This window comes from Mycobacterium cajalii (assembly GCF_045809005.2).
In the GTDB taxonomy this organism is placed as follows: Bacteria; Actinomycetota; Actinomycetes; order Mycobacteriales; family Mycobacteriaceae; genus Mycobacterium.
The window spans coordinates 4,524,626-4,549,986 of record NZ_CM141436.1 but is presented as its reverse complement, the minus strand read 5'-3'; the positions used below and the strand labels follow the sequence as shown (position 1 = coordinate 4,549,986).

The window sequence follows — 25,361 nt, the reverse complement described above, 5'->3', positions numbered from 1 at the left end:
TGGATTGCTTACTGTAAAGTCACCGGCATGGCCAGCAGCCCCCGTCTCAAGATCGACGGGGGCATTCCCAATCGCCTCGATCGGGCCGCCGCGGCGGCCGGTGACCTCGAGCGCCAGGGCTATGACGGCGGCTGGACCGCCGAAACCAGCCACGACCCCTTCCTGCCGCTGCTGCTGGCCGCCGAGCACACGTCGCGGATCGAACTGGGCACCAACATCGCGGTCGCCTTCGCGCGCAACCCGATGATCGTCGCGAACATCGGCTGGGACCTGCAGGCGTACGCGAAGGGCCGTTTCCTGCTCGGCCTGGGCACCCAGATCCGGCCGCACATCGAGAAGCGGTTCAGCATGCCGTGGAGCCATCCCGCGCCCCGGATGCGCGAGTTCGTCTCGGCGCTGCAGGCGATCTGGGCCGCGTGGCGCGACGGCACCAGGCTGTCGTTCGAGGGCGACTTCTACACCCACAAGATCATGACCCCGATGTTCACCCCGGAGCCGCAGCCCCACCCCGCGCCCAAGGTCTTCCTCGCCGCCGTCGGCACCGCGATGACCGAGGTGTGCGGTGAGGTCGCCGACGGCCACCTCGGCCACCCGATGGTCTCCAAGCGCTATCTCGACGAGGTGACCCTGCCCGCGCTGGAACGCGGTATGCGGCGCCGCGCCCGCGCCCGCGACGACTTCCAGGTGTGCGCCGAGGTGATGGTGGCGACCGGTGCGGACGACACCGAACTGGCGGCCGCCGCTGCCGCCGTGCGCAAGCAGATCGCGTTCTACGGGTCGACACCGGCCTACCGCACGGTTCTGGAGTTGCACGGCTGGGGCGATCTGCACACCGAGCTGCACCGGCTGTCGCTGGCCGGGGAGTGGGACGCCATGGCAGCGCTGATCGACGACGAGATGCTCGCGACGTTCGCCGTCGTCGGCGCGGCCGACACGGTCGCAACCGCGCTCCGGCATCGCTGCGACGGCGCGGTCGACCGGGTCCTGCCGATCTTTCCGACCGCCTCGACGACCCGTGTTGCGGCCATACTGAAGGAGTTTCGCGAATGAGCACCACCCTGGACGAGGCCGGCGGCCTCCTGGCGGACCCGTTGGCCTACACCGACGAGCCGAGGCTGCACGCGGCGCTGACCCATCTGCGGGCCAACGCACCGGTGTCGTGGGTCGAGGTGCCCGGCTATCGGCCGTTCTGGGCGATCACCAAACACGCCGACATCATGGACATCGAGCGCGACAACGCGCTGTTCACCAACTGGCCCCGCCCCGTGCTGACCACCGCGGAGGGCGACGAGATGCAGGCGGCCGCCGGCGTGCGCACGCTGATCCACATGGACGACCCACAGCACCGGGTGGTGCGCGCGATCGGGTCGGACTGGTTCCGCCCGAAGGCCATGCGGGCGCTGAAGGTTCGGGTCGAGGAACTGGCCAAGGTCTACGTCGACAAGATGGTGGCCGCCGGCCCCGAGTGCGACTTCGTCCAGGAAGTCGCGGTGAACTACCCGCTGTACGTGATCATGTCGCTACTGGGTCTGCCCGAAGACGACTTCCCGCGCATGCTCAAGCTCACCCAGGAACTGTTCGGCAGCGAGGACTCCGAGTTCAAACGGGGCACGACGAACGAAGACCAGCTTCCGGCGCTGCTGGACATGTTCGGCTACTTCAACGCGGTCACCGCGGCCCGCCGGGAGCATCCGACCGACGACCTCGCGTCGGCGATCGCCAACGCCCGCGTCGACGGGGAATCGTTGTCGGACATCGACACCGTGTCGTACTACCTCATCGTTGCCACCGCGGGCCACGACACCACCAGTGCGACCATCTCCGGTGGCATGCAGGCGCTCATCGAAAACCCCGAGCAGCTGCAGCGGCTGCGCGACAACCGCGAGCTGCTGCCACTGGCCACCGAGGAGATGATCCGCTGGGTCACCCCGGTCAAGGAATTCATGCGTACCGCCGCCGCGGACACCGTCGTGCGCGGGGTGCCCGTCGCCGCGGGCGACTCCGTGCTGTTGTCGTATGTGTCGGGTAACCGCGACGAGGACGTCTTCGACGACCCGTTCCGCTTCGACGCCGGCCGCGACCCCAACAAACACCTGGCGTTCGGCTACGGCGTGCACTTCTGCATGGGTGCGGCCCTGGCCCGCATGGAGGTCAGCAGCTTCTTCTCCGAGCTGCTGCCCAGGCTCGAAAGCATTGAGCTGACCGGGGATCCGGAACTCATGGCTACCACCTTCGTCGGCGGTCTCAAGCACCTGCCCGTCCGCTACTCCCTGGCGTGATGCGCAGGACGATCGTGATCACCGGCGCCAGCGACGGCATCGGCGCCGCGGCGGCCCGTCGTTTGCGTCGCAGCGGACTGCGCAGGACGGCCGACGACCACGAGATCACCTTTCAGGTAAATTTCCTGGCGCCGTTCCTGCTGACCACGCGGTTGCTCGAGGTGCTCCTCGATTCGCGTGCCACGGTCGTCAACGCGTCCAGCTCGCCGCAGAGATTGCTGCGCAACGTCACCATCGCCGACGTCGCGACCACCGAGCGGCGCCGGCCCGGCGCCGCCTACGCGCTCGCGAAGCTCGCCGACATTGTGTTCACCCGGGAATTGCATCGGCGCTACCACGCCGAGGGTCTTTCGGCTGCGGTGGTGCACCCGGGCTTCGTCAACGCCGACATCGGTCACGCGTCGGGTTCACGCTTGCTGGTGTGGATGCAGCGCACCCCGGTGAGCCGCTCCATCGCGACCGCGGACCGGGGCGCCGAGCTGCTGGTCTGGCTGGCGTCGACTACCCCGGCGTCGACTGGGCCGCCGGCGAGTACTACGCGAAGGGCAAAGTGACCAGGGCCAACCGCGCTGCCGACGACCGCGTCCTGGCGCGCGAATTGTGGGATCGCGCGCTGGCCGCGGTCGGCTAGAAGTGCCCATCGGCGACGCCCGTGGGGACCAATGACCCTATGATGCGCCACGGCAGTGCCTAGGGTTGAGGCCAGCTTGTCCCGCAGCACGATTCGAAAGAGGCGCCGCCATGCCGTACGACAGCAGCCCGATTGCCGCCAACCGGCCGATGGTCACCGTGGCGATCGACGAGCACGGCGGCCGCACCCTCGCGAAGGCTCAATTGCGTTGGGGACGTTCGTATATCTTCGGGTTCGGGGTCGCCTATCGCCACCCGTCGGACTGTTTGGCCCGCGAAGCCGGCCAGGAGCTCGCCACCGCGCGTTCGCTCTCGGATCTGGCGGATCAGGTCAGCGCGCTGCGCCGGATCATGAACTGACCAGTCCGGAGTACTAGACTGCGAACTCGTGTTAGGAGTTCACCACTCGGCGATCTGCACCGCCGAGACGCTTTCCGCGCTGGCCGAATTGGGTTTCACCGACGGTGTTCGCCGGATCGACGTGGCGGCTCCGGCCGGAAAGACCGTCGCGATGGCCGTGGTCACCGCGCCCGACGGCGTGCTGGTCGGGTTGATCGGTGCTGCGCGAGGCGGGGCACGACGTCGTGCTCTGGGACCTGTCCGACGCCGATATCGTCTGTGACGTCAGCGATCCCGACGCGGTGTCGGCGGCGATGGAACAAACCGTGGCCGAGCGCGGAACGCCGACCCGGGTGGTGACCTGCGCGGGAATCGGGGCCTCGGGCCTGCTGCTGGAGCAGTCGCCCGCGGACTGGCAACGGGTGCTGGCGGTGAACCTCACCGGCACCTGGCTGACCATTCGCGCCGCGGCGCGGGCCATGGTCGACGCCGGGGCGGGCGGGTCGATCGTCGCCGTCTCCAGCATCAGCGGCACCCTCGCCGACCGGGACATGGGGGCCTACTGCGTGTCCAAAGCGGGCGTGGACATGCTGGTCAAGGTCGCCGCCGTGGAGTGGGGCGGCCACGGCATCCGAGTCAACGCGGTCGGGCCGGGCGCCACGAGGACGCCGATGCTGGCGAAACCCGAACAGCTTCCCGGCTGGGTGGACGCGCTGTCGGAACGCACGGCACTGGGCGGCGTGGGCGAGGCGAACTACGTGGCGGGCGCCATCGTGGGGGTCCTCGAACTGCCCTGGGTGACCGGTCAGATCGTGCACGCCGACGGCGGCCTGGCGCTGCACAGGCCGATCGATGCGTACGGCCAGCTGCAGAAGGCGATCGGCAAAAGCTAGCTGAGCCCGAAATCGATGACGCCGCGGATGATTTCGCCATTGAGTAAGTCGGCGTAGGCGTCGTTGATGTCCTCGAGGCGATAGCGCCGGGTGATCATCTCGTCGAGCTGCAGCCGGCCCGTCTCGTACAGCCTGGCCAGCCGCGCGATGTCCGCCTTCGGGTTGCACGACCCGAAGACGGTGCCCGCCAGCGACTTGTTCATCAGGATGAAATCCTGCAGATCGATCTTGACCGAGCGGGTCAGTTGCGAGGTCATTCCGGTGAGCACACATGTGCCGCCCTTGCGGGTGAGCTGCAACGCGTCGCGGACGTCGGCGGCGGTGATCAGCGACGGCGAGACCACGACCGCGTCGGCCATCACCCCGTAGGTCAGGGCGCGCACCAGGTCCAGCGCCTCGCCCACCGCGGCCGCCGTGTGGGTGGCGCCGAAGCGCAAGGCGGACCTCTGTTTGAACTCGACCGGATCGACGGCGACGATCTGCGCGGCGCCCCCGATCCGGGCGCCCTGGATGGCGCCCGTGCCGATCCCGCCCGCGCCGACGACCACGACGGTGTCGCCGGCGCGCATGTTGGCGCGGTTCGCGACCGAACCGTAGCCGGTCGGAATGGCGCACGACAGCAACGCGCTCGGCGCCAGCGGCAGGTGCGGTGCGATCTTGACGAGCGAATTCGTCGCCACCACGGTGTGTTCGGCGAAGGCACCGATCTTGGACAGATGCCCGAGATCGCGGCCGTCACCGGTGTGGTGCCGGAACGTGCCGTCGGTGGGCATGCCCGGGGTCAGGGTGCCGATGCCCGCGTCGCAGATGTACTCCATCCCGCTCGCACACCAGCGGCACTGCCCGCATACGGCGACGAAGGACATCACCACATGGTCGCCGACCGCGAAATCGGTGACGCCCGGCCCAATTTCGCGCACCGCACCGGAACCCTCGTGCCCGCCGATCGTCGGGAACATGGTCGGCAGGCCCAGCGACCGCAGCACCTCGTTGGGTGCCGACATGTCGCCCTTGAGGATGTGGTCGTCGGAGTGACACAGCCCGGCGGCGGCCATCTCGACGAGGACCTCGCCGGCGCGCGGCGGGTCCAGCTCGAATTCCTCGACTGACCAGGGGCCGCCGACGTCGTGCAGGACCGCTCCCCTGGTTTTCAAGCGCTTCTCATGCGGCCGGGGCGAACGTCACCGGAAGCTTGTTCGGCGACCGGAAGGTGAGCCCGACGATCCCGGTGTCGTCACCGCCCGCGAGCGCCAGGTCCGTCACCCGGTCGAACAGGCTGTTCAGCATGACCCTCGTCTCCAGCCGGGCCAGGTGCATGCCGAGGCACATGTGGATGCCGCCGGCGAACGCGATGTGGGATTGGCGCGGCCGGTGAATGTCGAATACCCCGGCGTCGGTCCAGCGGCTCTCGTCACGGTTGGCCGAGCCCATGCACAGGTCGATCTGGGCGCCGGCGGGGATCGTCTTGCCGCCGAGGTCGATCGCCTCGGTGGTGGTCCGCATGACCATGGTCAGCGGGGTTTCGAACCGTAGGCCCTCTTCGATCGCCGCCGGAATCAACGACCGGTCGCGGCAGACCGCCGCCAGCTGCTCGGGGTGGGTCAGCAACAGGTACAGCAGGTTTCCCGACGACCGGTACGTGGTCTCCAGACCGGCCGGCAGCAGCAGTCGCAGGAACGCGATGATCGCCTCGTCGGTCAGCTTCTCGCCGTCGATCTCGGCGGCGACGAGGTCGCCGATGATGTCGTCGGTCAGTTGGTGGCGCCGCTGCTCGACCTGCTCGAGGAAGTAACCCTGCAACTCCGCCGCCGCGTTCAGCCCGGCGACGATGTCGGTCGGGATCGAGATGAGCTCCAGCGACAATCGACGGAAAAGGTCGAGGTCTTCGGGCGGCAGGCCCAGCAGCCTGGCGATGATCCGGGTCGGGAACTCGAAGGTGAGCGCCTGCACCAGGTCGGCCTCGCCGTCCGCCTTGATCTCGTCGACCAGTCGGTCGCAGACCGGGCCGATCACCGACGGCTCCCAGCGCTGCAGCGCGGTGGCGCGGAAGGCCTTGGCCACCAGGTTGCGGTGGTCGTGGTGTTCCTTGCCGCCCATCGCGAGGATGGTATGGCCCATCACCAGCCCGATCGTCTTGTCGTAGCCGGCCGAGGTGAAGACCCGGTCGTCGCGGAAGGCCTGGGACACGCCGTCGTAGCCGAACAAGACCCACTCGTCGTCGGGCCGAAGCTCCTCCGGCAGCTGGGACTGGTCGGTCAGGGAGCCGTGCCAGACCGGATCCGTGCGCCGCATGTACTCGAAGAACGGATAAGGGCTTGTTTCGCCGGTGATATCGAGGGCGACGGGCGGATCGTCGGGGCCGGTACGCAGCGTCATCAACGCTCCTCACTGACGGAATATCGCTAACATAGTATAAATAGCAACGAAGCCCAACGGCTTGTCCCGGCTGCCAGGGCGGGCCCAGTATTGAAATCGCTGGTGTCGCGGGAGGCGGTGATTCGGCAGGTGCGGTTCACCACTCAGCCGCTCGAGGACGCCGACACGGCGGGCTTCCGCGAGTACCTGGAGATGATGGACCTGGGAGACAATCTCATGTTTTCGACCGACTACCCGCACTGGAGCTACGACTCACCCACGTATGCGATCAACAGGTTCCCCGCCGACCAGCGGGAGCGGATCATGCGTGGCAATGCGACGGCCCTCTACGGGTTGCCGGCCACCGTCAAGGCGCTCCCCGGGGAATGACGGCCGAGGGAGACCGAGCGGGTATGGCACAAACGAATCTGGTTCGGCCGCAGGGCCTCAGCCGTATCGACCCGATGCTGCGCGATGCCGCGATCGAGCTGGGGGTCGCCGAGTTCCGGATCGAGACACTGCCCGCCGAACGCGGACGCGCCAACTCGGTGGCCGCCGGGCGGGCCGCAGCGGCCGACACCGCGGGCGTCACCGTGGCGTCGGAGACCGTTCCCGGTCCGGGCGGCGGCAAGCTCGGTCTTCGCCTGTACCGCGCACCGACCGGGTCGCCGGCGCCCCTGCTGGTGTACGCCCACGGCGGTGGCTTCGTGACCGGCAACCTCGACACCGACCACGCCCATTGCGTGGAGCTGGCCCGGGCGGCCGGCTGCCTGGTGGTGTCGGTGGACTACCGGCTGGCGCCGGAGAATCCGTGCCCGGCGGCGCTCGACGACGTCGAGGCGGCCTTGCGGTACGCCGTCGAGAATTGCACCGCGCTGGACGCCGACGCCGCCCGCATCGCGGTGATGGGCCGCGATGCGGGCGCGGCGCTGGTCGCCGGGCTGACCCAGCGCATGTTCGACCAGGAGGGTCCCGAGATCCGGGTACAGATCCTGCACCAACCCATGCTCGACTCCGACACCACGCCGTCGCGGCGCGAGTTCCAGCGCACGCCGGGCCTCAACGGGCCGGCCGTGAGCCGGGCCTGGGGCCACTACCTCGGCCACGCGAACGCCACCGGTCAACACGTTCCGGCCCATCGGGCGAACCTGGAGGGCCTGCCGCCCACGTTCATCAGCTGCTCGGAAATCGACCCGTGCCGCGACGAGGCCATCGACTATGCGAACCGGCTGCTGCATGCCTTCGTCCATACCGAACTACACGTCGTCGCAGCGACGTTCAGCGGTTTCGACTCGGTGGTTCCGGACTGGGTCGTCTCCCGGGAGTACCGGGCGTTGCACGCGCAGGCGCTGCGCCGCGTGTTCGCGATGTAACGGGCGCAGACCTACACCGGGGTGAACTTGGTGATCAGCCACTTGCCGTTGATCCGGCTCATGCGCACGAGCGCGCTGCTGAGTGCCAGCGACGGTTGCGGGTTGTCCTTGATCTTGGTGGTCTGATCGACAAAGACCAGGACGACGGCCGAATAGGGCTGCAGCTCGGTCACCGCGGCGCCGGTCACATGGGCCGTGGTTTTCAGCGACTTCTGTTTGGCCGCCGGAGTCACGACCTGCTTGGTGAAATCGTTGTAGTAGGACAGGAAGTCCCCGCCCAGGTACGACCTTGCGGTGGCGAAGTCCTGGTCCAGGGTGTCCGAGGAGTAGGACAGCAACGCGACGGTCCCGTCGGACGCGATGCCTGCCACGGCGCGGCCGACGTCGGGATCGGTCTGCTGGTCGGGCCGGAACTGCTTGAAGTAGAGCCAGGTCGCCGCGCCGCCCGAGATCAGCAGCAGCACGATCAGGACCACGGAGAGGGCCTTCGAGTTGAGCACCGCGCGCGTCCGGACCAGACGCGGTCGTCTCGGCTGGGGCGTGGAGTCGACCGCTTCCTCTTCCCCCGCGAACGGCTCACCCGCCTGATCGGCGAAGTCCGTTTCGGGCGAGTCGATCTCGGCATCGGCGGCGACGTCGTGCAGATGGTCGGTCACGGTACGTACTCAACTTTCGACATCTTGTACTGCCCGCCGACATCGGCAATGGTCACCCTGAGCCGCCACATTCGCGGTGGTTGGTCCTTTCCGGGCGGGGAATTGGTGACCCGCGAGGTCGCCGACACCAGTACCACCGCCGAAGCCCCCTTCATCGACTCGACGGCGGCGCCGTTGATGGTTCCTTCGGTGACGGCCTTCGACTGCTCGACCACCGCGATGAAATCTTTCGCCCGGTTCTTGAAATCGTCCTTGAATTCGCCCGTGGCGCTGTCGATTACACGTTGGACGTCCTCCTGGGCCTTCGTGTAGTCAAGCGAGATCATGTTCGTCACGCCCTGTTTGGCCCCGTCGACGTAGGCGGCCTGGCGTTGCTGGTAGCGGACGGCGTCCCGATGGTGGAGCACCGCGTAGGTGCTGAACGCGGCGAAGCCGATGATGAGCAGGACCGCGGCGACTTTGGAAGCCGCGGTCGGCGAGGGCAACCGGCGTCGCCATGCCTCCGGCCGGTCCGCCGGTTCCGGGGCCGACTCGGGGTGGTCCTCGCCGACGGCTTCCTCGTACTCCTCGCCGTAGTCTTCGTCGTATTCCTCGTCGTAGTCTTCGTCCGTCTCGTCGTAATCTTCGTAGTAGTCCGCATCCGCGGCCGCGGCGGCCGCATCCCCGTAGTCCTCGGCGGCCTCGGCCAGCGTCATCGCCTCGCGCCGCAACCGGGCGGCGCGGGCGCGCGCGCGGGCCGCGGCGGCCAGCGCCTCGGCTTCGGCGGCCTCGGCTTCGGCCTCTTCGGCCAGGGCCATCGCCTCGGCCCTCGACGTGGCCTCCGCCATGTCCTCCGACATGGCCTCCGACCCGGCAGAAGCCTCGAACGGTTCGTCCGCCTCAGTCATCGCGCCTGCCGCTCGTCACCATCATTATCGACTGAACTCCGGTATCTCTTACTGTATTGTCCGTTGCTAACATCGAGTCGCCGGCGAACTGCGACGAGGACCGAATAGGCGGATGACCACCCCCACCCAGCGTCTCTCCTCTGCATGTTTTGCGGCGACGATCAATTGCCAAGGAAGGTCCTGCCGGCATCATGACCGCTGTCGACTCTCCCGAAAAGATACTCTTCACCTCCACGACCCAAGCCTTTCTGCAAAAAGAAGCGCCGCTGAGTCGCGTCCGTGAACTGCACGCCGCGGGTGTGTCGTTCGACGCGTCCTGGTGGCGGCGCGCCGCCGAACTCGGGTGGACGAGCCTGCTCGTTCCCGAGGACCTGGGCGGTGGCAGCGTCTCCGACAGCGGCCTCGCGGACCTGGCCATGGTCGCCGAGCAACTCGGCAAAACGGTGGCGCCCGGGCCGTTGTATCCGGTCAGTGTCGTGCTGGCCGGGCTTGCCGGGGGCGCCGAGCGCCACGCGCATGCCGCCACGATCGACGCGCTGATGTCGGGCGAGTTGGTCGCGTCGTGGGCGGTTGCCGAGCCGGGCCGGGGATGGGCCCCACTGGATCCGTCGGTGACGGCCGCTGAAACTTATTCCGACACCGGCTCTTGCTACCGCATCGACGGCACCAAGGACCGCGTCGAGGCCGGCGCCCAGAGCGCTCTGCTGCTGGTGGTGGCGCGGTGCGGTGAGGGGATCCGTCAGTTCCTGGTCCCGACGGACGCGCCGGGGGTCCGCATCGAACCCCAACAGTCGGTGGACCTGGTCAAGCAGTACGCGCGGGTGCATTTCGACGGTGTCCTGGTGGCGGGGTCCGCGGCCGTTGGCGCCGCGGACGAGAGCACCGCGCTGATCGGCCGGCAGAGCCAGATCGCCCAGGTCCTGCAGTGCGCGGAGGTGGTCGGCGCCCTGCAGACGGTCTTCGACTTCACCGTCCAGTGGGCGCTGGACCGGCACACGTTCGGCCGCCCCCTGGCGTCCTACCAGGCGCTCAAACACAAATTCGCCGACATGAAGCTGTGGTTGGAAGCATGCCGGGCCACCACCTCCGCGGCGGTTGCCGCCGTCGCCGCCCAGGCGCCGACGGCGGGGCTGTCGGCCAGCATCGCCAAGTCCTACGTCGGCGAGATGGCCGGCCAGATCGTTCAGGCGTGCGTGCAGATGCACGGCGGCATCGGCGTCACCTGGGAACACGACCTGCACCTGTACCTGCGGCGAGTCACGTTGTACCGCGCCATGTTCGGGACTCCCGAGGAACACAATCAGCTGGTGTATGCGTGGCACGCGGACGCCAAGACGGCCCGCGCCGCGCAATGACGCCGACCGAATCCGTCGCGGAGTTCGCCGCGCGCGCCAGGGCGTGGCTGGCGCAGCACATGCCCACGATCGACCCGGACTGCCCGCCGCCCGCCCCGCGTGACGACGAGCGGGCCTGGGCCAGGGCGCGCGAGCTGCAGGGGCGGCTCTACCAAGGCGGATTCGCCGGCATCTGCTTTCCCCGCGAATGCGGCGGCCTGGGGCTGGGCTACGAGTACCAGAAGGCCTTCGACGCGGAATCGCTCGGCTACGAGATGCCGTTGATCCTCAACACCCCGACGTTCACCATCTGCTGCGCCACGCTGCTCGACACCGGCACCGAGGAGCAGAAGAAGCAGCACATCGCCGCCGCTTTGCGCGGCGACGAGGTGTTGGTGCAGCTGCTGAGCGAACCCAGCGGCGGATCCGATCTGGCCGGTGTCATCACCCGCGCCGAACGTCACGGCGACCGCTGGGTGATCAACGGCGCCAAGACGTGGAGCACCAGCGCCTTCGCCGCCGACTACGGCCTGTGCCTGGCCCGCACCAACTGGGACGTGCCCAAACACGAAGGCCTGACCATGTTCCTGGTGCCCATCGCCCACCCGGGTGTCACGTTGCGCCGCATCACCATGCTGAGCGGTTCCACCGAGTTCTGCGAGGAGTTCCTGGACGGGGTGGACGTCGGTGGCGACGCCGTCGTCGGTGAGGTCGACGGCGGCTGGGCGGTCGCGTCGCGGCAGCTGTATCACGAGCGCCGGGCGGTGGGTCAGGGGTCGGAGTTCGCCAGCGGCAGCGGCAGCGAAGGGGGCAACGCCAATCCCGTCGACTTCCTCGACCTGACGGAAAGGACCGGCCGGGCCGGCGACGAGCGCGTGCAGGAAATGGCCGGCCGGGCCCTGGTCCACCGCGCCGTCGCCGAGCAGTTGATCGCGCACGTGTACCGCAGCGTCAGGGACGGCGCGTTGCCGCCGGCGGCCGGAACGCTGATCAGGCTGTTCCATTCCGAAACCGTGAGCCTGGATGTGGACACCGCGCTGGCGATCGCGGGGGCCGCCGGGGTCGTGGGGGAGCGCGGCGACGGGCTGGAGACGGGGCTGCGCTACCTGTCCCGGCAGACCGTCGCCATCGGCGGCGGCACCACGGAGATGGCCCGCAACGTCATCGGTGAGCGGGTGCTGGGCTTCCCGCGGGAATACGCCGCCGACCGCGGGGTGCCGTTCAACGAAGTCCGCCACGGCCCGCGCGAAAGCTAGCCCCGGTCCGACTCGGACTCCTCGGCGAAGACGTCGGCTGCACAGCTGCTGACCGTGGGAATCTGGACGAGCGACAACACATGGTGGGCCGGGCTGCCGGGCGCGGCCACCAGCACGCATTCGCCGCCCTGTCTGCGGGCCCTCTCCCGGGCATCGGCCAGCGCGCTGACGCCCGCCGAGCTCAGATGGGTGACCCCGCTCAGGTCGATCGTCAAAGGTGCTATGCCCGAACGGCTTTCGACGGCAATCTGGCGGTCAAGGATGGACGCCGTATCCGAGTCGACGTCACCGCTGACGACGATGCGGCCGTCGTCGCCGATCGCTGAGGCGAACTCGGATTCGTTTGCCCGCTGGTGCGGAACCCGGCTGATCAGCGTGTCGGCGAGAAAGTCCGCAGGCCGGGACATGCGCTGCACGATACTGGCGGTCGTCCCGCCGGCGCCGTGGCTGATCTGCGCCTGCGACACCAACGCCTCGGCCATGGCAAGCCCCCGCCCGCGGCCCTTCTCGCCCGCGCGGTAGTCCTTCCACCTGCCACGGTCGGACACCGAGGCGTGCAGGTTGCCGTCACCGGCCAGCGCGGCCTCGACGACGATTTCCTTGCGTTCTCCCGGTTCCCCGGAAGCCGTGGCGCCGTAGCCGTGCTCGACGGCGTTCTCCACGAATTCCGAGATCGCGTGCACGACGTCGGATGCCTCGCCGGGGTCGGCGCCGATCTCCGACAACCATGCGCGCAGGCGGGCGCGGACCGTGCGCGCGGTGTGCAGGGTGGCGTCCAGCGTCAGTCGCAGGGGCGGCGGCGGCGTGCGCCGCTGCGCGGCCAGCAGCGTGACGTCGTCGTTGTAGCCGGTCGACCGCAGCAGCAACTCCAGTGACTCCGAGCAGATCCGATCGATCGGCCGTGCGGGGCTGTCGAGGACGAAGCCGCTGTGGCCGGCGGCGACACCGGCCGCCAACTCGGCGAACTCGGCGGTGCTGGCGCCCAACGGCCGGCCCGGCCGCTCGATCAGACCGTCGGTGAAGAGCAGGATCACATCGCCCACGTCGAGGATTTCGGTGCGCACCGGAAAACCGGTGCCGCTGCCGAGCGGGCCCGCGCCCGAGGGCACCAGATACCGGGACTTCGCGTCGGTGGTCACCAGCAGCGGTGGCGGGTGCCCGGCGGTGCAGTACCGGAACTCCCCGGTGCTGTAGTCGAGGGAGCCGATGCACACCGTGGCCGACTTCGAGCCGGGCACGTACCGATGGAAGCGGTCGACGGCCTCGAGCGCTTCGGGGATCGGCTGCCCCGCCAAGATCTGCATCCGCAGCGCGGTGCGCAGCTGGGCCATCGCCGCCGCGGCCTCGACGCCGTGGCCCACCACGTCGCCGACGGCAAGGACGAGCCGGTCGTCCAGGGCTATCGCCTCGAACCAGTCGCCGCCGGCCGCGGTGTCCTCCGCGGCGACGAGGTACTGGGCGGCGATGTCGGCGCCGGGGACCACGGGTACCGACGGGGCCAGCAGAGCCTGCTGCATGACGATCGCGGAGTCACGTGCGTTGCGGTAGCGCTCGGACAGCTCCTCCATCCGCGCCTCGGCGGCCGAGCGGGCCCGCACCCGGTTCGTGACGTCGTCGAACAGCAGTTGTACGCCCTCGATCGATCCGTCGTCGCCGTGCCGTGCCGTGACGAGAAAGTCGAAGAAGCGTTCGTGGACTCCCGAACCGTCGAAGTCGGCCTGCAGCCGCCATTCCCTCCCCGATTGCGATTCACCGGTCGTGTACACCCGGTCGAACATCTGGTAGATCCGCTGACTTTCCAGCTCGGGAAAAACCTCGCGCGCGGGCAGGCCGATGGGATCGAAAGCCGGATGGAATGCGCGGAATGCCGCGTTGACCGCCACGAATCGGTGATCGGGCCCCTCGAGCCCGACCAGCATCACGGGGACGTTTTCGAAGACGCGGCGCACGTTCTCGGCCGCATCAACGGGTCTGTCCCGGTCGTTTTCGGCCACCATATGGCCGTCCCTCCTGCGGAACCTACCACCGGCCTGGTTGCGGATAGACGCGAAGTCGCCAGGCCCAATGCGTCGACGTATTCGTCAATTAGTGACAACCACACTATCAATCGGTGCCCGACGCCCGAGGCACGGATCGATAACGGCGGCGTGAGGGCTGCCAGACCGCCGTCGACGCGATGGGCCCGCCGACACCGTCGGCGGGCCCATCCCCGGTGCGCGGCCTCGGCCGAGCGACTTCGTCATCTCCCGGCACGCCTTCTCGCAGCGCCGGCACACCTCGGCGCAGACGCGGCAGTGCTCGTAGCGGCTGCCATGTCCCTCGCACACGTCTTCGCAGGCCTTGCAGGCGGCCGCGCACGCCTCCAGCACGGAGCGCTTCAGGCTGGCGTCGTGGCCGGTGTGGCGCGTCATCATGCGGGCGGTCGCCGCGCAGATGTCGGCGCAGTCGGCGTTGCTGCGGATACATTCGGCCAAGTCCTGGACCGACTCCTGGCCCAATCACGCGTCGTCGCAGGACGTGCACGCCTGTGCGCACTCGACGCAGGCCTCGATACATTTCGTCACGACCTCGTGGTCGATCCCGTTCAGGTCGCGCGGATGTGTCTTCAGCATGCTGCCCGTAGTGCTCATGTCGTTCCTCCCCTCGTGCGGCTGTCCTCGGTCGAACCCCCGAGTCGGGGCTACGAATCCGCCTACCCGCCGCGGGTACGGCCAAACTGCGTGGCTCGCTCAGGCGCTGGCGGGCAACCGAATTCGCACTGGGGAGGCCGGCTGGTGGCTAATGCTAATGCCGGCCGACGAGCGCACCGTAGCTGTCGGGACGCCGGGTGCGCAGAAACGGGAAGGCGTCCAGCCAGTCGCGACGTTGGTCGAGGTCGAGGTCGGCGATCAGTATCGCCTCTTCGTCGCGGGGCGCCTGAGTCAGCACCCGGCCGTACGGGTCGGAGATGAACGACGAACCGTAGAACTTGAGCTTGCCCTCGTCGCCGGTGCGGTTAGCCACGATCATGAACAAGCCGTTGGAGATGCCGTTGCCGACGATGACATGCTGCCACAACGGTTCGCTGTTGAAGTCGGGGAAGGCCGGCTCCGACCCGATGGCGCTGGGATAGACCACCATTTCGGCGCCGTGCAGCGAGTAGCTCCGGGCCACTTCCGGGAACCATTCGTCCCAGCAGGTCGGCAGGCCGATCCTTGCGTCGAGCCCCTCGGGCGTCAGCACCGGATACGGGTCCCCGTCGGCAGGGCCGGGGCGAAAGTATGCGGCCTCGCGGTAACACTCGGAGTCGGGGATGTGCATCTTGCGCACCCGGGCGACGAGTTCGCCGGCAGGGGACACCAAAATGGCTGTGTTGTAACCCAGTCCGTCTTCCTTGCCGTCTTCGTTCGCCGCCTTCTCGTACAGCGAAGCCTGCACGAACACGTCGTTCGCCTGCGCGCATTCGGCGGCGAACGCGAACGTCGGTCCCGCGAGCAGGTCTTCGGCGGCGCTGACCGGAGGCGACGGCGGGGCGAGGTCGCCCGGGTACCGGATCAGGGTCAACTCGGGCAGGAATACCACGCGCGCGCCGGCGGCGGCGGCCCGCGCGATGCCGTCGCCCAGGACGCTGGTGAGCTCGGCGTGGTCGGCGCGCCAGCGATGCTGGACCAGTCCGACCCGCAGGGGCGGGCGTTGCGACGGCGTCGTACGCGTCAGCGACTCGGGGGCGTCGGCGGTGAGGGTGATCATTGGCGCACCTCCGTGGGGTCGATCGGGGACAGGCGAATCGATACGTCGTGAATAGTCATCCCTGAACGTGTACCCGCCCACCGGTGCCGCAACCGCAGAAGTTGCCCGATCGCCCGGTCCTCGACGCGCCGTCGGCCGGCCCGGTTAACACCTCGCCTTTTGCGGGTAACCGCCGTACTGAACGTCTGTCAGCGCGGAGCACCCACGAGGAGTGGCCATATGAGAAGCCCTATGTCAAGCCGCCTCGTCTTGGGTGAGGATTCGTTGGAGTGCGCGGTGTTTGTCGGGGGCGTAGGCGAGGTTGTCTTGCCAGCAGTGCCAGATGATGTGCAGCCAGGCGCGGGCGAGGATGCGTACGGCGTGGGGGTGGTCGTGCCCGCGGGTTCGGGCCCTGTCGTAGAGGTCGGCGGCCCAGGGGTTGACCAGTCGGGTGTCGGCGGCGAAGTCGGTGACGGCGTCACGGAGTTGTTTGTCGCAAGCCCAGCGGAATCCGACAATGCGGGATTTGCCGGACTGGCGCGTAGAGGGCGCGGCGCCGGCCAGACAGGTCAGCGACTCCGGGGTGGGGAATCGAGCACGGCAGTCCCCGATTTCGGCAAGCAGGCGCGCGGCGCGGACCCGTCCGGCGCGGGGCAGGGACGTGAAGATGTGGGCGTCGGCGTGGGTGTCCAGTTGTGCCTCGATCTGGGTCGAGAGCGCTTTGATCTGTGCGACCAGGGTGCCCAGCAGTGCGACGTAGCTGGCGGTGATGTGGGCCTGGGTGCTGCCGTGAGAACCGGTTGCGCCGGGGGCAGCGTCAAGGATGCGGTGGTGCAGCACGGCGGGGTCGACCTTGCCGGAGTAGCCCTGCTTGGCGAGCCAGTCGCCGAGCCGTTTGGGGGTCAGCCAGTCGATCTTGTCCTGGGTGTCGAATCGGGTCAGGAACGCCAGGCTGATCGCGGAGTCGATGTCTTTGAACAATCCGACGGCGGCAGGCAGCACGTTGCGCAGGTGTGCGCGCAGCTGATTGGCAACGGCCACACGGTGATTGACCAAGTCCTTGCGGGCGCGGCAGGCGCGCCGCAGGGCGACGGTGGCGTCGGTATCGGGGATCAGCGCCCGCAGCCGGGCGCGGTCGGTGCGCAGGGTGTCGGCGAGCACGTAGGCGTCGAACCGGTCGTCCTTGTTGCCGGCCGAGCCGTAGCGGCCGCGCAGGTTCTTGACCTGATTCGGCGAGATCACCACCACGGCCAGACCGGCGAGCAGCAGGGCGTCGACGACTGGCCCGTCGGGACGTTCGATGGCGACCTCACCCACTCCATGGCGGCGCAGGAAAGCGATGAGTTCCCGCAGTCCGGGCGCGCTATGGGGCACCGTGGCTCGGTCGAGTTCGCGGCCCCGGTCATCGACGACGCTGACCGCGTGGTCGTCGCGGGCCCAGTCCAGACCGGCGGTCACACCCCCCGGCGGCTCCTGCGGCAGGGTGGTATCGGTCGGGGTATTGCTGGCAGACTTCACGTCAGCCTCCTCGCTGCTAGTCCCAGTGGGGAGGCACCCATCTTTTCTGGTGCCGCTGGTGCCGGGACGTGGTTGCCGGTCCGCTCACTGATCGGCGCTCGCAGCCAGACGCGGCGTTGGCGCTCAGCCCTATCGACGGTCGACACGCCCCGGGCAACCACCAGGGCCTGCAGATCTCATACTGGACATCAACCGCGTCAAGCGAGCAGGGCAGTGACCTGGTGGCACCTCGGGTGCATCAACGCTTCATCCAGAAGCGATGACCTCAGGAAGGTAGTCCAGTGAGCCAGCAGGATGCGATCATCACCGGTTTGCGAGACGTCCTCGGAAAAGAGGAGGGCCTGGCCGAGCTGCTCGAGCAGTCGCTGGTCAACGCCCGGAAGTCGGCCGAAGCCGAGTTGAACGCCGACCTTTTCGAGGCGCTGGACTGGCCCGAGGACATCGGTCAGTACGAGGAATACCTGAAGGGCTTCCTCAGGTGGTTGCCGCGCCAGTCCGACGCGAAGGCGTGGGGGGAATGGACCCCGACCAGCGGCACGCCAAGGAGGTCAGCGACCGGATCTCGCACTTCTTTTTCCTGGTCGATCAGGACGGTGGGCGCGGCGCGCCCCAGGATTCCGGCGCCTTCCGGGACTGGATGACCGAATTCGCCCGGCAGTGGGGCAGTTTCCTGGACACCCCGGAATCGTTCAGTCCGGAGATCGTGCAATCGTTCATCGACAATGCGCTCGAATACCGGGTCTACGAGTCGCTGGTCGAGGGAAAGCCGAACGAGCCGAGCGGCTGGCTGACGTTCAACCAGTTCTTCGGTCGCCGGCTCAACGGCGGGCTCCGTCCGATCGCCGAGCCCGGCAGCAACACGATCGTCACGTCGCCGGCCGACTGCGTCTTCCAGCACGCCTACGACATCGACGGCGACTCCAACGTCCCGGCCATCACCATCAAGAACACCCACAAGTACGGCAACATCACGCAGCTGATCGAGGGCAGTCGCTATGCCGAGAGCTTCGCGCGTGGGACCTTCGTTCATTACATGCTGAAGCCGTCGTCGTACCACCGCTTCCATCTGCCCGTGTCGGGGCGGATCAAGGAGTCCTTCCGGAACGCCGGAACGGTCTGCATGCACGTCGGGCTGAAGAACCAGGAGTTCGTCGCCAGCGACAGTGCGACGACAGGCTTCGAGTTCGTCCAGAACCGGGGTGTGGTCACCGTCGACACCGCCGACTCCGACGGGGGCGACATCGGTATCGTCGCGGTCATCCCGGTCGGGATGGCGCACGTGTCCTCGGTGGTGATCACCGCCGCCGAGGACACCCGGATGGCCAAGGGCGAGGAGTTCGGCTACTTCCAGTTCGGCGGCTCGGACATCATCGTCCTCTTCCAGGAGGGGGCCGCTCCGGAGATCGACACCGGCGAGCACTACCGCCTTTACGGCACTCCGATAGCCCGCTGCCGACCCCTCGGGTCCTGACCGGCCCGGGCGCAATCCCGTCGGGGCGTCGAGGCAAGGAGGCCAGTATGGCGAAATGTGCGGTGCGGTCGCCTGATCCGGCGCTGCGATGAGCGGCCTACTGCTCGAGCTGTACGACGGGTGGCGCCCCGCGCTTTATGCCGCCGTGAAGGCGGCCGCGTTGTTCGCCACTGCCGCAGCGGCTTTCCGGTTCACGCTACGCCGGACCATGTCCGAGTTGACGCCCTTCGACTGGGTCACGGGCGTCGCGGTCGGCGCCATCATCGGTCGCACCGCCACGGCCGCCGGTACCTCATGGATCACCGGGGCCGCCGCGCTGGTGACCTTGATCGCCGCCCATGACGTCGTCGCGCGCCTGCGTTTCACCCCCTGGATACGCCGTCTCGTCGACCCGCCCGTGCGCGTCCTGATTCGCGATGGCCAACTGCAGCAAGCGAATCTACGACGCTGCAGGATCACCCGTTCCGACCTCGACGCCATCCTGCGCGAACACGGTCACCAAAGCCCCGAGGACGTCAGCCTGGCGGTGTGGGAGTCACGGGGAGTGGTCTCTGTCCGTGCCGCCACCGAAGCGGCCGTCTCGACCGAGCGGGGCGCAACTGCCCCCTGAGAGGCTTCGGGTCAGGCGGACACCGGTTTCTTGGAGGCGGGCGCCGAAACCTTCATCAGCTTCATCAGGTTGCCGCCCATGATCCTCTCGACGTCCTCCGGGCTGAAGTCCTTGAGTTCGTCGACGAAGGAGATCGGGTCCTTGAGCCCTTCGGGGTGCGGCCAGTCGGATCCGAAGACCACGCGCTCGGTGCCCACCATGTTGACGATCTCGGTGAAGCGGTCCTCCCAGAACGGGCTGACGTACACGCAGCGCTTGAAGGTCTCGATCGGGTCCTCGCTGAATGCCTGCGGCATCTTCTTGTAGACGCTCTTGAGCCCCCTGAACAGGTGCGGGACCCAGTCGGCGCCGTTCTCGATCGACAGGATCCGCAGGTCGGGGTTGCGGGACAGCGCGCCGTGGCAGATCAGCGCGCCGAACGCGTCCTCGACCGGCCGATGCCCCATGGCCAGGCTGCGGAAGGCGGTCGGCTTGAACGGCAGGAACTCGTCGCCGGGCTCCCAGATGTTGAGCAGCTCGGAGTAGCCGCTGTCCGAGGCGTGCATCGAGACCGGGATCTCGGCGCGGACGCAGGCCTGCCAGAACGGGTCGAACTCCTCGAGGCCGAAGGAGCGGCTGCCGCGGTAGCCCGGAACCGGCGCCGGGCGGACCAGCACGGTGCGGGCGCCGCGCTCGAGGCACCACTCGAGTTCCTCGAGCGCGCGATCGACGATCGGCAATGTGATGACCGGGGTGGCGAAGATGCGGTCCCTGTAGTTGAACGACCACTGCTCGTGCATCCACTGGTTGAGCGCGTGGATGACGTCGTGGGTCATCTCCGGGTCGTCCTTCATGCGCTCCTCGACCAGGCTGGCCAGTGTCGGGAACATCAGGGCGTAGTCGATGCCGAGTTCGTCCATCACCTCCAGCCGGGCGCCCGGCTCGCGGAAGGCGGGGATGGCCTTCATCGGCTCGCCCAGGATCTCGCGGTAGCTTTTGCCGCCGCTGCCGTTGCGGAAGTACTCCTCCTGCGCGCCGGGGCGCGCCACCACGTCGAACGTCGGGTTGGGGATGTAGTCGCTGATGTGGCCGCGCACGACGATCTTGGTGCGACCGCGAACCTGCACGTAGTCGATGACGTTCTTGCGCTTCTCCGGCAGGAACTTGGTCAGCGCCTCCTGCGGCTCGTACATGTGGTTGTCCGCGTCGAACACGGGGAAGGGAAGCTCGCGAGACGGCATGGCGATCTCCTTGAAGTCAGGATTCTCATCGTGCGGTAATGACGTTACCACTTTTGCGCCATCGCGTGTACCGGCTGCTACTCGGCCCCCAGGCCCGCTGCCGGTGTTGCCCCGTTGATGATTGCGAAGTTCACCGTCGCGGTCGCGGCGAGTTCGTCGCCGTCGTCCGGGCCCTCGCCGTAGATGTCGACCTGCATGACCATCGCCCGCCGGCCGGTCCGCAACATGCGCGGCACCGCCACCGCGGAGCCGCTGCGGATCGGCCGCAGGTAGCGCACGAACAGGTCGGCCGTGGTCATCGTGGTGCCCGGCTGCAGGAAGTCCAACCCGAACTGACCGCCCGCCACGTCCACCAGGGTGGCGATCAGGCCGCCCTGTAGGGCCCCGGAGGTGTTGACCACCTGGGGGCTGACCGGCATCGTCATCGCGAACTCGCCGTCGCGGGTGCCGGGCCGCATGCCGACCTGCGCGAACAGTTCTCGCAGCGACGGCGCGGCGGGCTCGTCCTCGTGGTGCCGGATGCCCAGGGCGCGGCTGCAGAAGTCGTACAGCTGGCCCGCGTCGATCGGCGTTCCGTTCAGTTCGGCGCCCAGCCAATGCAATCGTTGCGCACCCATCACGGTCTGCATCACGATCGCGGCAGCCGCCCCGACGTCGAGTCCCGGGTTGAACTCCCCCTCGGTGATGCCCTGCCCCACGATGTCGCGGATCAGTTGATGCAGGGGAGAAAGCACCCGGGCGTACTCGCGCGGGCGGGTCTCGGCCAGATGCTGGTTGTAGAGGGTCAGCGCCCGGTTGAGGCTGTCCTGGGTGGTCGACTCCGGTTTCTGGCTGATGCGGTCGAGGACGAGTTTCAGCGCCGCCGTGCTGTCCATCGTGGCGGTTTCGGCACGCCACGTCTGCGCCGATTGCGCGATGGTCCGCTCGAACAGCGCGAGCAGCAGTTCGTCCTTACTGCTGAAATGCTGGTAGAAGGCCCGCAGTGAGGTCCGCGAGCGCGTGACGACCTCCTGCACGGTGAAGTCGGTGCGTCCCGTTTCGCCCAGGATGGCAACGGCCGTCTTGATGAAGCGGTCGCCGCGGGTCACTTCGGCTTCCTCGCCGGGGGCGGTCATGAGTTGCTCGGTCCCCTTCCGTCGAGCGGTTCCTGCGCTATGAGAATGAGGTTACCGCGCGCGGGGAGGGATCTGCTCGAAACGGCGACGGGCCGTCGTCGTCGGTGTTGCTATCCCGGTAGTTGAACGGACCTACCCGCCCCGGGCCTCGATCATCGCCGAGCGGTTGACCTTGGTCGCCGCGGTGCGCGGGATCGCGTCGACGAACTCGACGGTCTTGGGCGCCTTGTAGTGGGCGAGCCTGCTCTTGGCGTACTCGATCACCTCCGCTTCGGTCAGCGGCGCCCCGTCGGCCGGCTGGATCACCGCGTGCACGCGGCGGCCCCACTGCGGGTCGGCGAGCCCGATGACCACGACGTCGACGATGCCGGGGTGGCCCGCGAGCGCCGACTCGACCTCTGCGGGAAAGACATTGGCGCCGCCGGTGATGATCATGTCGACGCGGCGGTCGACGATGTACAGGTAGCCGTCCTCGTCGAGGTATCCGATGTCGCCGGCGGAGCGGAAGCCGTCGTCGGTCGACGGCAGCGGCGCTGCCCCGCCGAGGTAGCGCGATCCCGCGCTCATCGGGGCGCGCAGGTAGATCTCGCCGTGTTCGCCGGGGCCCAGCGGCGTCCGGCCGGCGTCGAGGATGCGGATTTCCGTCTCGCGGAAGCCGCGGCCGACACTGCCCGGATGGGCGAGCCACTCGTCGCCACGCAACGCGGTGAGCCCCAGGTTCTCGGTCATGCCGTACGCCGACACGATCTGCTCGGGGCTCAGGAGCTCGAACCAGGTGTGCATCAGCGACGGCGGCATCACCGCGGCGCCCTGCAGGATGAACACGATGCTGGACAGGTCGCGCTGCCTCACGTCGGGCCGGGCCGCGATGCGCGCCAGCATCGTCGGGGTAGCCGTGAAATTGGTGATGCGAAAGCGCTCGATCACGTCCAATGCCAGTGCCGCGTGGAACTTCTCGAGGACCACCAGATGGTCGCCGGCCAGCAGGAAGAAGAAGGTGGCGAAGCCGTTGGTGTGATACATCGGCGCGGGCACCATGATCGTCTGCGGCTGGGCCACCGAGGTCCAGTTCGACAGGAACGGTTCGCCGTGCTGGGGCGTCCACAGCGACGGTGCCAGGCTGAGGATCACCTTCGGCACGCCCGTCGACCCGCTGCTGCAGATTCCGTTGACGTTGGGGGAGACGGCCGGGGGCAAGGGGTTTGCGGATTCCCCGGCAGCGCGTGCGTCCAATTCCCACCGGCTTTTTTCGTCGACTACCACGGCGGGCGCGATCACCTCCCGCACCCGGTCGCGCTCCCATTCGGGGAGGTCCCAATGCATGGGGACCGGAACCGCGCCGATCTTCCAGCACCCCAGCGCGGCGAGGACCAGGTGCAGCGAATTCGGGATCCCAAGCGCGACGAGCGAAGCCGGCTCGGCGCCGCTGGCGGCCAGGGCCCGCCCCCACTGGTTGGCGAGGGCGTCGAGCTCACCGAACGTCAGCGACTCCGCGGTGCCGTCGAGACCGACGACCGTCACCGCCTTCTCGTCGCGCTTCCGGTCGGCCAGCTGCTGCAGTTTGGTCCCGAACGGGATGCCGTCTGCCAGGGGATTGGCGGCCGCCGCGGGTGCGGTCGGCAAGGCCGAGTCACTCACGCCGATACCGGCCCGGTGAACAGGGTCTCGAGGTGGCCGTCGCGAACGTCGGCGATCAGGCGCAGCGCCAGTGCGTCGGCACCCAGCGGCAACCGGATCAGCGGCTGGGTGTGCCGGTCGAGCACGCTGATGTCGGACTCGTCGCAGAAGCCCAGTGCGCCGAGCAACTGGTGCGAGGTGCGCAGCACCTGCCGTGCGGTGTCGGCGGCCTTGAGCCGCAGCACCAGCGCGTCGGCCGAACGCGCTGGTGCACGGGGAATCTCGGCGCGGGACGCCGTGTATTTCGCGAGCTCCTCGAGCCCGCGTACCGCGACCGAGGCGTCCGCCACGGCGAACCTGACCGCCTGGAAGTCCGCCAACGGCTTGCCGAACTGGACGCGGGCGCGGACGTGTTCGGTCACGATGTGCAGCGCCTGCTGCAGCGCTCCCAGAATCCGCCATGACCCCAGCACGAGGTGAAGGTTGACGTCGGCCGCCGGCACCGCGCCATCGGATGCGTCCAGTAAGGCCGGCACCAGGAACGGCCCCAGCTTGGCGCTCGTGCGCGCCGACGGGTGGGTCTGGTAGCGGTTGCCGTCCAGGTCGGCGGCGATCCAGCCGCCGGCCAGGTCGCCGTGGTCGATGCGGGGCGCGTCGGGATTGACCAGGGCCAGCCGGGCGCCGTCGATCGCGAGCAGTTCTTCGACGACGGGGTAGGGCAGGGCCGTCGCGCCGGCGGCGCGGCACAGCACGGCGGCGGCCAGCAGGTCGTCGGAGGACGATCGCACGTCGAGGTCGAAGGCGCCGACCTCGCTCAGGGCCACCCGCGCCTCGTCCCGAACGCCCCGATCGCTCTCGGCGCGCAGCGCCGCCTGTGGGCCGCCCAGCCGGCCCAGGCGCTTGGCCGCGACCGCGGCGAAGTCGCTGATATCTTCTGGCAGAGCGGTTTTCACCGGCGTTCTCCCAACACTTCCCGCGCGACCAGCATTCGCTGGACTTCGATGGTTCCCGACGCGACGGTGGCCGCCTGCGCGTAGCGCCAATGGTCTTCGATCGCCCCGTGTAGCGGGGCAGACGATCCGCTGTCCAGGGCCGCCGGGCCGAGCGCGTCGAAGAGCAATTCCGCGACCTGCTGGTCGCAGGTGGTGGTGGCGATGCGCGCGGCGCTGGCCGCCGCGCCCGCCGCCGGGTCGTCCTGCAGCGAGACGGCCCGATACGCCAGCAGCCTGGCCACCCGCAGGTCGACCAGCGCCCGCACCCAGCGGGCGCGGATCGTCTCGGGCAGCGTGTCCCACTCGTCGCCGAGCTGGGTGCGCAGCCGGTCCAGCAGCGACTCGCAGCGCGCGTACCGCGCGATGCCGACCCGCTCGAACGCCAGCGCTTCGCGCATCACCCGCCAGCCGTCGCCGGGCTCGCCTAGGACGTCCTCGGGGGACGCCGCGACGTCGTCGAGGAACATCTCGTTGAGATGGTGCGGCCCCAGCATCGACGGGATGGGCCGGACGGTGAAACCCGGCCGGTCCATCGGGATCAGAAACAGGCTGAGCCGCTTGGACTTCGGGGCGTCGGGGTGGGTGCAGGCGGCCAGCACGCACCAGGACGCCATCTGCGCGTACGACGTCCACACCTTCTGGCCGGTGATTCGCCAGCCGTCCCCGTCGGGCACGGCGCGGGTGCGCAGCGACGCGAGGTCCGAGCCGGCCTCCGGCTCGGAGAATCCCTGACACCAGATCACGTCGCCGGACGCGATGGCCGACAGGTGTTTGGCCTTCTGCTCGGCGGTGCCGTACCGCATCAGGGCCGGGCCCACCCAGTTGATCCCCATGTACTGCGGACCACGCGGTTCGTGTCGGGCCCACATCTCTTCGCGCAACACCGTCTGCTGCCAGACCGAACCGCCCCCGCCGCCATGCTCTTTGGGCCAGGCCAGGGCCAGCAGCCCTTCGGCGGCCAGCAGCTTGCAGAACGCTTCCGTGGTGGCCAGATCCTGGGGGTCGTCGGTGCAGGCGCCCAGAAAGTCCGCCGGGATGTGCTCGGATATCAACCCGCGCAACCGGTGTCGCAGCTGCTCGGCGTCGTCGCCCAGATCGTAGTCCATGT

Annotated in this window: 25 protein-coding genes and 1 pseudogene; 12 read left to right on the top strand and 14 right to left on the bottom strand. The window is 68.5% G+C overall.

All coding sequences use genetic code 11. The annotated features are described in order from the left end of the window. Positions 1–27 precede the first annotated feature (27 nt). From ACJ512_RS21520 to ACJ512_RS21500, 5 genes and pseudogenes are all read left to right on the top strand, one after another. Positions 28–1,050, top strand: a complete 1,023-nt coding sequence (locus ACJ512_RS21520; protein ID WP_407686373.1) for an LLM class F420-dependent oxidoreductase — start codon at positions 28–30, stop codon at positions 1,048–1,050. A gap of 8 nt (positions 1,051–1,058) precedes the next feature. After that, positions 1,059–2,279 (top strand): cytochrome P450, encoded by a 1,221-nt coding sequence (locus ACJ512_RS21515; protein WP_407686404.1) that lies wholly within the window; start codon positions 1,059–1,061, stop codon positions 2,277–2,279. After that, positions 2,279–2,910 (top strand): annotated as a pseudogene (locus tag ACJ512_RS21510) (SDR family NAD(P)-dependent oxidoreductase). The gene ACJ512_RS21515 and the pseudogene ACJ512_RS21510 overlap by 1 nt, the downstream one beginning before the upstream one ends. A 110-nt stretch (positions 2,911–3,020) precedes the next feature. Further along, positions 3,021–3,269, top strand: coding sequence for a dsRBD fold-containing protein (locus ACJ512_RS21505; RefSeq protein ID WP_407686372.1), 249 nt, complete (start codon positions 3,021–3,023; stop codon positions 3,267–3,269). A gap of 197 nt (positions 3,270–3,466) precedes the next feature. Next, entirely contained in the window at positions 3,467–4,141 is a 675-nt protein-coding gene (locus ACJ512_RS21500; RefSeq protein ID WP_407686371.1) for an SDR family NAD(P)-dependent oxidoreductase, read from the top strand. Here ACJ512_RS21500 and ACJ512_RS21495 read toward each other — a convergent pair. Together ACJ512_RS21495 and ACJ512_RS21490 are read right to left on the bottom strand one after the other, a co-directional pair. Then, the gene (locus ACJ512_RS21495) at positions 4,138–5,295 is read right to left on the bottom strand and encodes a Zn-dependent alcohol dehydrogenase (RefSeq protein ID WP_407686370.1); all 1,158 of its coding nucleotides are present in this window, start codon (positions 5,293–5,295) and stop codon (positions 4,138–4,140) included. The two genes, ACJ512_RS21500 and ACJ512_RS21495, sit on opposite strands and share 4 nt — an antisense overlap. A 7-nt stretch (positions 5,296–5,302) precedes the next feature. Continuing rightward, on the bottom strand, positions 5,303–6,517 hold the full coding sequence (locus tag ACJ512_RS21490) for a cytochrome P450 (protein WP_407686369.1): 1,215 nt from the start codon (positions 6,515–6,517) through the stop codon (positions 5,303–5,305). A gap of 129 nt (positions 6,518–6,646) precedes the next feature. Between ACJ512_RS21490 and ACJ512_RS21485 the strand changes: the two genes are divergently transcribed. Both ACJ512_RS21485 and ACJ512_RS21480 read left to right on the top strand, forming a co-directional pair. After that, on the top strand, positions 6,647–6,886 hold the full coding sequence (locus ACJ512_RS21485; protein WP_461479835.1) for an amidohydrolase family protein: 240 nt from the start codon (positions 6,647–6,649) through the stop codon (positions 6,884–6,886). 23 nt (positions 6,887–6,909) lie between these two features. Beyond that, entirely contained in the window at positions 6,910–7,869 is a 960-nt protein-coding gene (locus ACJ512_RS21480) for an alpha/beta hydrolase (protein WP_407686367.1), read from the top strand. A gap of 11 nt (positions 7,870–7,880) precedes the next feature. Here ACJ512_RS21480 and ACJ512_RS21475 read toward each other — a convergent pair whose 3' ends face one another. Both ACJ512_RS21475 and ACJ512_RS21470 read right to left on the bottom strand, forming a co-directional pair. Next, on the bottom strand, positions 7,881–8,486 hold the full coding sequence (locus ACJ512_RS21475; RefSeq protein WP_407686403.1) for a hypothetical protein: 606 nt from the start codon (positions 8,484–8,486) through the stop codon (positions 7,881–7,883). A gap of 35 nt (positions 8,487–8,521) precedes the next feature. Next, positions 8,522–9,364 (bottom strand): hypothetical protein, encoded by an 843-nt coding sequence (locus ACJ512_RS21470; protein ID WP_407686402.1) that lies wholly within the window; start codon positions 9,362–9,364, stop codon positions 8,522–8,524. A 239-nt stretch (positions 9,365–9,603) separates the two neighbouring features. Between ACJ512_RS21470 and ACJ512_RS21465 the strand changes: the two genes are divergently transcribed. Together ACJ512_RS21465 and ACJ512_RS21460 are read left to right on the top strand one after the other, a co-directional pair. Further along, positions 9,604–10,767, top strand: coding sequence for an acyl-CoA dehydrogenase family protein (locus ACJ512_RS21465; protein ID WP_407686366.1), 1,164 nt, complete (start codon positions 9,604–9,606; stop codon positions 10,765–10,767). Next, complete coding sequence (locus ACJ512_RS21460; protein WP_407686365.1) at positions 10,764–12,002, top strand: acyl-CoA dehydrogenase family protein; 1,239 nt, start codon at positions 10,764–10,766, stop codon at positions 12,000–12,002. Before ACJ512_RS21465 ends, ACJ512_RS21460 begins: the two co-directional genes overlap by 4 nt. Here the strand turns inward: ACJ512_RS21460 and ACJ512_RS21455 are convergent. The 5 genes from ACJ512_RS21455 to ACJ512_RS21435 all read right to left on the bottom strand — a co-directional run bounded on the left by ACJ512_RS21455 (position 11,999) and on the right by ACJ512_RS21435 (position 17,192). Continuing rightward, on the bottom strand, positions 11,999–13,999 hold the full coding sequence (locus tag ACJ512_RS21455; protein ID WP_407686364.1) for a SpoIIE family protein phosphatase: 2,001 nt from the start codon (positions 13,997–13,999) through the stop codon (positions 11,999–12,001). The two genes, ACJ512_RS21460 and ACJ512_RS21455, sit on opposite strands and share 4 nt — an antisense overlap. 84 nt (positions 14,000–14,083) lie before the next feature. Next, positions 14,084–14,413 carry a four-helix bundle copper-binding protein gene (locus ACJ512_RS21450; RefSeq protein ID WP_461480148.1) on the bottom strand — a complete coding sequence of 110 codons (330 nt, stop codon included), beginning with the start codon at positions 14,411–14,413 and terminating at the stop codon, positions 14,084–14,086. Between the two features lie 87 nt (positions 14,414–14,500). Next, complete coding sequence (locus tag ACJ512_RS21445; RefSeq protein ID WP_461479834.1) at positions 14,501–14,632, bottom strand: four-helix bundle copper-binding protein; 132 nt, start codon at positions 14,630–14,632, stop codon at positions 14,501–14,503. 154 nt (positions 14,633–14,786) lie between these two features. Continuing rightward, entirely contained in the window at positions 14,787–15,731 is a 945-nt protein-coding gene (locus tag ACJ512_RS21440; RefSeq protein ID WP_407686363.1) for a nitrilase-related carbon-nitrogen hydrolase, read from the bottom strand. 234 nt (positions 15,732–15,965) lie between these two features. After that, positions 15,966–17,192 (bottom strand): IS110 family RNA-guided transposase, encoded by a 1,227-nt coding sequence (locus ACJ512_RS21435; protein WP_461480091.1) that lies wholly within the window; start codon positions 17,190–17,192, stop codon positions 15,966–15,968. A 317-nt stretch (positions 17,193–17,509) separates the two neighbouring features. Between ACJ512_RS21435 and ACJ512_RS21430 the strand changes: the two genes are divergently transcribed. The 3 genes from ACJ512_RS21430 to ACJ512_RS21420 all read left to right on the top strand — a co-directional run bounded on the left by ACJ512_RS21430 (position 17,510) and on the right by ACJ512_RS21420 (position 19,309). Beyond that, on the top strand, positions 17,510–17,869 hold the full coding sequence (locus ACJ512_RS21430) for a hypothetical protein (protein ID WP_461479833.1): 360 nt from the start codon (positions 17,510–17,512) through the stop codon (positions 17,867–17,869). Beyond that, positions 17,866–18,699, top strand: a complete 834-nt coding sequence (locus ACJ512_RS21425; protein ID WP_407686123.1) for a phosphatidylserine decarboxylase — start codon at positions 17,866–17,868, stop codon at positions 18,697–18,699. Before ACJ512_RS21430 ends, ACJ512_RS21425 begins: the two co-directional genes overlap by 4 nt. A gap of 88 nt (positions 18,700–18,787) precedes the next feature. Beyond that, a complete protein-coding gene (locus tag ACJ512_RS21420) occupies positions 18,788–19,309 on the top strand; it encodes a DUF421 domain-containing protein (protein WP_407686085.1) in 522 nt (173 codons plus the stop codon). 11 nt (positions 19,310–19,320) lie between these two features. Here the strand turns inward: ACJ512_RS21420 and ACJ512_RS21415 are convergent, their stop codons facing one another. The 5 genes from ACJ512_RS21415 to ACJ512_RS21395 form a co-directional block, all read right to left on the bottom strand. After that, positions 19,321–20,529, bottom strand: coding sequence for an amidohydrolase family protein (locus ACJ512_RS21415; protein ID WP_407686086.1), 1,209 nt, complete (start codon positions 20,527–20,529; stop codon positions 19,321–19,323). 77 nt (positions 20,530–20,606) lie between these two features. Then, positions 20,607–21,644 carry a hotdog fold thioesterase gene (locus ACJ512_RS21410; protein WP_407686087.1) on the bottom strand — a complete coding sequence of 346 codons (1,038 nt, stop codon included), beginning with the start codon at positions 21,642–21,644 and terminating at the stop codon, positions 20,607–20,609. 132 nt (positions 21,645–21,776) lie between these two features. Further along, positions 21,777–23,282 carry a class I adenylate-forming enzyme family protein gene (locus tag ACJ512_RS21405; RefSeq protein ID WP_407686088.1) on the bottom strand — a complete coding sequence of 502 codons (1,506 nt, stop codon included), beginning with the start codon at positions 23,280–23,282 and terminating at the stop codon, positions 21,777–21,779. Continuing rightward, a complete protein-coding gene (locus ACJ512_RS21400; RefSeq protein ID WP_407686089.1) occupies positions 23,279–24,214 on the bottom strand; it encodes an acyl-CoA dehydrogenase family protein in 936 nt (311 codons plus the stop codon). The genes ACJ512_RS21405 and ACJ512_RS21400 overlap by 4 nt, the downstream gene beginning before the upstream one ends. Further along, positions 24,211–25,359 carry an acyl-CoA dehydrogenase family protein gene (locus tag ACJ512_RS21395; protein WP_407686090.1) on the bottom strand — a complete coding sequence of 383 codons (1,149 nt, stop codon included), beginning with the start codon at positions 25,357–25,359 and terminating at the stop codon, positions 24,211–24,213. The genes ACJ512_RS21400 and ACJ512_RS21395 overlap by 4 nt, the downstream gene beginning before the upstream one ends. Positions 25,360–25,361: the final 2 nt, after the last annotated feature.

Excerpts from the sequence above, each read along its gene's own strand:
- ACJ512_RS21395 (WP_407686090.1), bottom strand. The coding sequence starts at position 25,359 with ATGGACTACGATCTGGGCGACGACGCCGAGCAGCTGCGACACCGGTTG.
- ACJ512_RS21455 (WP_407686364.1), bottom strand. The coding sequence starts at position 13,999 with ATGGTGGCCGAAAACGACCGGGACAGACCCGTTGATGCGGCCGAGAAC.
- ACJ512_RS21440 (WP_407686363.1), bottom strand. The coding sequence starts at position 15,731 with ATGATCACCCTCACCGCCGACGCCCCCGAGTCGCTGACGCGTACGACG.
- ACJ512_RS21490 (WP_407686369.1), bottom strand. The coding sequence starts at position 6,517 with ATGACGCTGCGTACCGGCCCCGACGATCCGCCCGTCGCCCTCGATATC.
- ACJ512_RS21420 (WP_407686085.1), top strand. The coding sequence starts at position 18,788 with ATGAGCGGCCTACTGCTCGAGCTGTACGACGGGTGGCGCCCCGCGCTT.
- ACJ512_RS21480 (WP_407686367.1), top strand. The coding sequence starts at position 6,910 with ATGGCACAAACGAATCTGGTTCGGCCGCAGGGCCTCAGCCGTATCGAC.
- ACJ512_RS21520 (WP_407686373.1), top strand. The coding sequence starts at position 28 with ATGGCCAGCAGCCCCCGTCTCAAGATCGACGGGGGCATTCCCAATCGC.
- ACJ512_RS21415 (WP_407686086.1), bottom strand. The coding sequence starts at position 20,529 with ATGCCGTCTCGCGAGCTTCCCTTCCCCGTGTTCGACGCGGACAACCAC.
- ACJ512_RS21445 (WP_461479834.1), bottom strand. The coding sequence starts at position 14,632 with ATGAGCACTACGGGCAGCATGCTGAAGACACATCCGCGCGACCTGAAC.
- ACJ512_RS21505 (WP_407686372.1), top strand. The coding sequence starts at position 3,021 with ATGCCGTACGACAGCAGCCCGATTGCCGCCAACCGGCCGATGGTCACC.
- ACJ512_RS21450 (WP_461480148.1), bottom strand. The coding sequence starts at position 14,413 with ATGACGCGCCACACCGGCCACGACGCCAGCCTGAAGCGCTCCGTGCTG.
- ACJ512_RS21460 (WP_407686365.1), top strand. The coding sequence starts at position 10,764 with ATGACGCCGACCGAATCCGTCGCGGAGTTCGCCGCGCGCGCCAGGGCG.
- ACJ512_RS21425 (WP_407686123.1), top strand. The coding sequence starts at position 17,866 with ATGACCGAATTCGCCCGGCAGTGGGGCAGTTTCCTGGACACCCCGGAA.
- ACJ512_RS21470 (WP_407686402.1), bottom strand. The coding sequence starts at position 9,364 with ATGTCGGAGGACATGGCGGAGGCCACGTCGAGGGCCGAGGCGATGGCC.
- ACJ512_RS21465 (WP_407686366.1), top strand. The coding sequence starts at position 9,604 with ATGACCGCTGTCGACTCTCCCGAAAAGATACTCTTCACCTCCACGACC.
- ACJ512_RS21410 (WP_407686087.1), bottom strand. The coding sequence starts at position 21,644 with ATGACCGCCCCCGGCGAGGAAGCCGAAGTGACCCGCGGCGACCGCTTC.